General features: G+C 37.9%; 6 protein-coding genes and 1 pseudogene. 2 read left to right on the forward strand and 5 right to left on the reverse strand.

The features are described 5' to 3' along the window. A partial coding sequence (locus AABS66_RS21410) for an IS3 family transposase (RefSeq protein WP_430225465.1) occupies positions 1–700 on the forward strand: 700 nt, incomplete at its 5' end. A 646-nt stretch (positions 701–1346) separates the two neighbouring features. Here AABS66_RS21410 and AABS66_RS21415 read toward each other — a convergent pair. The 3 genes from AABS66_RS21415 to uhpC all read right to left on the reverse strand — a co-directional run bounded on the left by AABS66_RS21415 (position 1347) and on the right by uhpC (position 4708). Then, positions 1347–1622, reverse strand: coding sequence for a putative quinol monooxygenase (locus AABS66_RS21415; RefSeq protein WP_430225466.1), 276 nt, complete (start codon positions 1620–1622; stop codon positions 1347–1349). 862 nt (positions 1623–2484) lie between these two features. Further along, a protein-coding gene (locus AABS66_RS21420; protein ID WP_430225467.1) for an IS5 family transposase occupies positions 2485–3290 on the reverse strand; the annotation gives its coding sequence in 2 pieces (ribosomal slippage) (positions 2485–2931 and positions 2934–3290; 804 coding nt in all). Between the two features lie 92 nt (positions 3291–3382). Beyond that, on the reverse strand, positions 3383–4708 hold the full coding sequence (uhpC, locus tag AABS66_RS21425) for an MFS transporter family glucose-6-phosphate receptor UhpC (RefSeq protein WP_430225468.1): 1326 nt from the start codon (positions 4706–4708) through the stop codon (positions 3383–3385). Between the two features lie 212 nt (positions 4709–4920). Here uhpC and AABS66_RS21430 point away from each other — a divergent pair. Further along, positions 4921–5618 (forward strand): IS1 family transposase gene (locus AABS66_RS21430; RefSeq protein ID WP_430225469.1). Its coding sequence is split into 2 segments (ribosomal slippage): positions 4921–5170 and positions 5170–5618, totalling 699 coding nucleotides; the frame shifts between segments, so codons are not numbered across the junction. 55 nt (positions 5619–5673) lie between these two features. Here the strand turns inward: AABS66_RS21430 and AABS66_RS21435 are convergent. Together AABS66_RS21435 and AABS66_RS21440 are read right to left on the reverse strand one after the other, a co-directional pair. Continuing rightward, positions 5674–6214, reverse strand: a pseudogene (locus AABS66_RS21435) (IS1595 family transposase); the annotation flags it as partial. 4 nt (positions 6215–6218) lie between these two features. Then, on the reverse strand, positions 6219–6472 hold a 254-nt coding region (locus AABS66_RS21440), incomplete at its 5' end, for an integrase core domain-containing protein (protein WP_430225470.1).

The raw sequence follows: 6472 nt of genomic DNA on the forward strand, positions 1-6472 counted from the left end.
TGCAAGGACGATTGCCACCATTGTCACGACGCAGTACAGTGTGAAAATGAGCCGTTATCTTGCCGGTAAGCTAATGAAAGAGCTTGATATTACGAGTTGCCAGCATGTCAAACATCGTTATAAACGCAGGACAAAGGAACATGTCGACATCCCTAATTTACTCGGCCGCCAATTTGCTGTCACAGCGCCCAATCAAGTGTGGTGTGGCGATGTGACGTATATTTGGACAGGAAAACGGTGGGCTTATCTCGCCGTCGTGTTAGACCTTTTTGCCCGGAAACCCGTTGGTTGGTCGCTCTCCACGTCTCCCGACACCACGCTGACCTTAAAGGCTCTACAAATGGCTTGGGAAATGCGGGGGCAACCAAAAGGGCTGATGTTTCATAGCGACCAGGGCAGCCATTATACGAGCCTAGAGTATCGTCAACGGCTATGGCGTTATCAAATCGTCCAAAGCCTGAGCCGACGGGGTAACTGCTGGGACAATAGCCCAATGGAGCGATTTTTTAGAAGTTTAAAACATGAATGGATGCCATCAATGGGTTATGGAAGCCTGAAAGAAGCGGAACACAGAATTATTCGTTATATCACAGGCTATTACAGCAGCATCAGGCCTCATTGGTATAACGGAGGGCTGACCCCAAATGGATCAGAGCGGCTGTTCTACAAACAGTCTAATGGCGTGGCCAATATTAGTTGACCACTTCAGCTCGATAATTTTTTAATTTTCAACATGAGGATTTTTTGGGAAATTGAATTAATTAATTTCACTAAGAATGTAAAAAACTTCATTTAAAATAAGCACTATTTTAATTTAAATAGAATACATAATAAATCGCCGGAATTTTTAATAAAAAAAATGAAATAAAATTGGTTATTTTTCAATAATAACCATTTAAATACCTTATTGATTTTTATCAATTAATTTAATCTAACCATTCTGGTGAAAATAATTTTTAAATGCCATTTTTATTTTCACGCTAAAATAAAAACCACCATATTGATAACAACTTTTAGGCATAAAGAGATGATGTATTCAAAATGTAAACCTATGTATTTAACACTTGTAATATTTGTATAGATGATTGTCGTTCAGCACATGAAACTAGTCTGTTTTTTACGTAATTTATGTCCATATTAAAAATGTATCCATCGCCGTATTAGAATATTCCCCATAAAAAATGGTATTTTTTACGGTAAAAAAACTGACTTTAGCTACTTGATAGTTTTTTGAGTAAATATCTAAATAGCAGGTAGTTTAAACTCCTTTATATTACATTTGGCTATGCATACTGGTGTAAAAAACCACTGAATAGAATTTAAAAAAAAATCATAATGAATCAAGGTTATTCAATCTCTGAGATTTCGTACTCTCTAGCAATTGCACTGGTTTCCATTCCCCAGACAGAAGCTCTGGCTCTTTTCTGATGAGAGTCAAAGGTAACCTGGTTTGTAAAAATTTCTTCGACTTTCCAAATCAAAGGATCTGCCGTTTCCATAACTTCAAATGACACACATCCAGCTTCTTCCTTGGTCAATCTCTTGTGTTCATGAAGATAATGGCGAACAATTGCTACTTCATCTGCACTTTTACACACCAAACGACCTGTCAGTTTAATCATTATTATTCCTTTTTTTATAAAGTTGTAGCAGTTTTCCTGACAGTGAACCTGTATTAAATAATCGAGCTAAAATAATTAGTAAATATCAAAAACGATACTTATCGTTTCTATCCAGAACGCGATAGTATGTTTATATTCAATAGTAACATAATTTAACATACCTTATTATTCAGATAACATTTTTTTACTTATTGTTTTTAGTATCTATTTTAGCAAAGATATAGACAAAAATAGTATTGACAGAGCATTTATTTTTGATATATTTATCTCAACAGCAGGTTATATGCTGTTAGTCGTGAAGTAAAATTTATAGTGATTAACGCGATGATGTAAGGCTATGATTTTCTGATAAGTTTAAGCTATAATAGCTGACAACAGAATTAAGGCCATGCATTAAGAGTATATATCGCGATGAGAAGTGTACCTCTATTTAGTTCATATAGAATAATAATGGACTTTGTAAAATTTCACATGGGAAAATTAGTTAATTAGTTAATTAGTTAATTAGTTAATTAGTTAATTAGTTAATTAGTTAATTAGTTAATTAGTTAATTAGTTAATTAGTTAATTAGTTAATTAGTTAATTAGTTAATTAGTTAATTAGTTAATTAGTTAATTAGTTAATTAGTTAATTAGTTAATTAGTTAATTAGTTAATAAAACCATATAGTAAAAACATGTGCATTTTTAAGTAGCATCAAAGTAGTACTAAATTAGTAGTTATTAATGTTTATCATAAAATATGATGTGCCATGCCATAAAAGTCCTGACATTGAAATGTGTCAGGGCTTTTATATTTAGTGTTCAGTTATGTGTTTTAACCTTAGCATTTTTTCCGCTAAATCGGATGTGACACTAAGTGCCTATCCCAAAAGGATTTTATTCCAGACAATGATGGCACAGGCAAAATGCAGCATCGCCTCGTAGTTTTCAACCCTTTTCTCCCAGCGGGTGAGTACACGACGGAAACGGTTCATCCAGCTATGTGTTCTTTCCACAACCCAACGATGAGCCTTAAAATCGCTGTTTTTGCTCGCCTCTGACTCTTCTTTCCTCGACTGGATGTGAGGCTCATAGCCATTGTTTTTCAGATACGACACCAGCCATTCGGCTTCGTAGCCTTTATCCATACAGAGGCGTAGGTTTTTGACCTTTTTTCCTGTCTGGATGGCATCAAGTGTATCTGCAACCAGTTTTATGTCGTGTGTATTCGCTCCCGCTACCACTACAGAGAGCGGTAATCCGTTCGCATTGGTCATCAGACTGCGTTTTACGCCCTGTTTTCCCCGGTCAGTTGGATTACGGCCTGTTCTTTTGTGCCTGCCAGCGGTGATTTAGTCATGCAACCGTCCATTGACAACCATGACCAGTCAATAGCATTCAGCTTTTCACTGGTCAGCAATCCGTTTTGCCAGAACCGCTCAAAAACACCGGCATCACGCCACTCCTGAAAGCGACGATGGGCTGAACTTGATGAACAGATACCCGTCCCATTTAATGCATTCCACTGGCAACCTGTTCTGACTGCAAAGAAAATGGCGTTCATTGCTGCGCGATTATTGACGCGTCTGCGATGCGTCCCCAGCGGATATTGAGTTTTATGTTCCGGAATAAGCGGAACCATTTTATCCCAGAGTTCATCGCTAATCTGCCACTTGCTGCCTGCCATACATTGCCCTCATAAATTATCGTAACCCATTATATTATACGATAATTCCTTTTGGGATAGGCTCTAAGTAGGCTTTCAATATCAGATGCAAATTAGCCTTTTTCAATTACTTTCTTTTTGGTCATTATCATCGCAATGATCAACAATAAAATTAAGGAAATAGATAAAGTTAATAGTAAAGAATAGAAACCATTCCACTGATATTTTTCAATCACAATAGATAATGGGTACCCTGCGATTGATGCACCAATATAGGCAAATAAACTCACGAAACCTGTCGATGCTCCTGCTGCATTTTTATGGGAGTTTTCAGCCGCAGCCATCGCAATTAAAAATTGCGGGCCAAAAATAAAGAATCCTGTCATAAAAAACAAGAACGAAAAGACATATTCATTATTAACAGGCACAATCCACAAACAAAATGACGTTACAATGATGCCCAGCGCGTAAATAATGTTCATTTGCGCACGGTTACCTTTAAAAATTATATCAGATCCCCATCCTGCAACAATGGCTCCGAAGAAACCCCCAACCTCGAACATCATTACGACAGCGTTAGCTGAAAGTAGATTAAAGCCATGCTCTTCGATTAAATATAAGTTTGCCCAGTCGTTAATACCAGTCCTAACGATGTAAATAACCGCATAAGAAATGGCGAGTATCCAAAGCACTTTATTTTTGAAAATATATTCGTTAAGAATTTTACCCAAAGGCAAACCTGCACCTTTAGCTTCATATTTTAGCTCTTCAAGGTCATTACGCCATTCACCAACCGTTGGTAGCCCCATTGCACGAGGTCTATCACGCAATAAAATACATAGTCCAATGCCGATTACAATGGCAATGACACCAGGGATGATCATTCCGTAACGCCAACCGAATGCGAGCGCAATACTACCAGATAAAATGGGAATTATCGCGCCACCAATATTATGAGAAGTATTCCAAATCGCCCACCAACGACCTCGTTCATTACGAGAATACCACGTATTGAGGATCTTAGCGCAAGGTGGCCAGCCCCAACCTTGAAAAAAAGCATTAACCATCCATAAAACAATAAAGATGGATATTGAAGAAGTTAAGCCGAATAGAATATTCACCACGCCAGTTGCGATTAGTCCAATTCCCATAAAATAACGTGGATTCGACCTATCGCCGATAATACCAGAAAGAAATTTAGATGCACCGTAAGTCAGGTAGAATGCAGTTCCCACCATACCTATATCGGCCTTGGTGATCCCTAAATCCGTTAGCATTTCAGGCATCACGAAATTAAAACTTTTACGTGTGAAATAAAAAATAGCGTATCCAATGTAGCTCACAATCATTAAATGCAATCGCCAGTATTTATATTTAGCGTCGATTTCAGATTTCGATATTACCACTGGTATGTCTGGTTGTTCCCTAAATATTGACATATTTAACTCCATCTAAAAAAAATTCAAAGAAAAAATGTGACAATCACTTTATAGCAATAATAAGAGAACTTTCTTATATATTATATTTTTATTTAAAAATGCTATCTATATCTAAAAACATAAGATTAAACACCTAAATAGTGCGATTTTTTGGTCATGTATTCAATCCGGTGAACAACCTGTAATATAAGGTAATTTACCAGAGAATATTCATGGCTAAAGTCGATGTAAAGTGCCCATTTTGCCAACAAACTTCCCCAGTGAAAAAACATGGATTAGGAAGTACTGGCCATCAACGTTATCGTTGTCAAGGCTGTAGCCGAAGTTTCCAATTGGATTATGAATATCGCGCCTGCCAACCTAGAACAAAGGATAAAATTATTGACCTCACGATGAATAATGCCGGTATTCGTGATACCGCCAGAGCCTTACATATCAGTATTAATGCGGTTGTTCGCACTTTAAAAAACTCTTGCCACGGCAGGTAACGTCTTTACGCCTTGATAATTTGCACATTGAACTCCTTTGCGAAGTTGATGAACAGTGGTCTTTTGTGGCTAATAAGAAGCAACAACGCTGGCTCTGGTATGCTTGGGAGCCTCGCCTAAAACGGATTATTGCGCATACGTTTGGTCGTCGAAACAAGAGAACTCTTCGACAGTTACTGGCTTTACTGCCTCGGTTTAATGTGGTTTTTTGGTGCACAGATAAGTTCAGTGCTTATGAAATATTGCCCAAACAAAAACACGTAGCAAGTAAGTTTTGTACACAACGAATAGAAAGAGAAAATTTGAACTTGAGAAATCGCTTAAAGCGACTTAATCGTAAGACATTAGGCTACTCAAAGTCAGCAGAAATGCACGACAAGATCATTGGCACATTTATTGAACGCGAACATTACCTATTATGATAATCTACATATTGAATACACGACCGATTTTTTTAGGGGCTGTCCTAGATAAGGTTTAAATTTTACCTTTAACCATTTGTTTTAACATGGTTAATTGCATTTTTGCATTTGGTGTGTTAAATCGCCACTCACATTCCTTCAAATACAGCTCAAAATGGGCTTTAGGAATGCCGTTAAATTTACGCATGTGACGCTTCGCCTGATTCCAAAAATTCTCATATGCCATTGATGTGATTTTGCCGGTCTTTTTTGTCGACAAACTGCGTGCTGTGGTTAATTCTGTAATGCTTAAAATCGCTCACATCCAGTACATCATAGCTGGCAAAATTATCGGTGTAGACGATGCTGTCAGGGTAAATTTTTGACTCAATTATCGGCAGTAATGTCCGCGATTTAGCATCGGGTATGACCTTGGTATAAACTTTACCACCACGCTTGAGAAGCCCGAAAACAGGCACTTTCCCGGCAGCACCTCTGCCACGCAAACCTTTACGACCACCACCAAAATAACTTTCGTCCAATTCAATCTCGCCATCAAACCAAGTGTGCTTATCAACATGCTCTGCTATCAGCACTCTGAGCCGGTGAAAATTGAAGTGGTCAACTAATATTGGCCACGCCATTAGACTGTTTGTAGAACAGCCGCTCTGATCCATTTGGGGTCAATCCCCCGTTATACCAATGAGGTCTGATCTCGCTGTAATAGCCTGTGATGTAACGAGTAATTCTGTGTTCTGCTTCTTTCAGGCTTCCATAACCCATTGAAGGCATCCATTCATGTTTTAAACTTCTAAAAAATCGCTCCATTGGGCTGTTGTCCCAACAGTTACCTTTTCGACTCAAACTTTGGACTA

It is taken from the genome of Providencia sp. SP181, assembly GCF_050446505.1.
Classification (GTDB): Bacteria; Pseudomonadota; Gammaproteobacteria; order Enterobacterales; family Enterobacteriaceae; genus Providencia; species Providencia vermicola.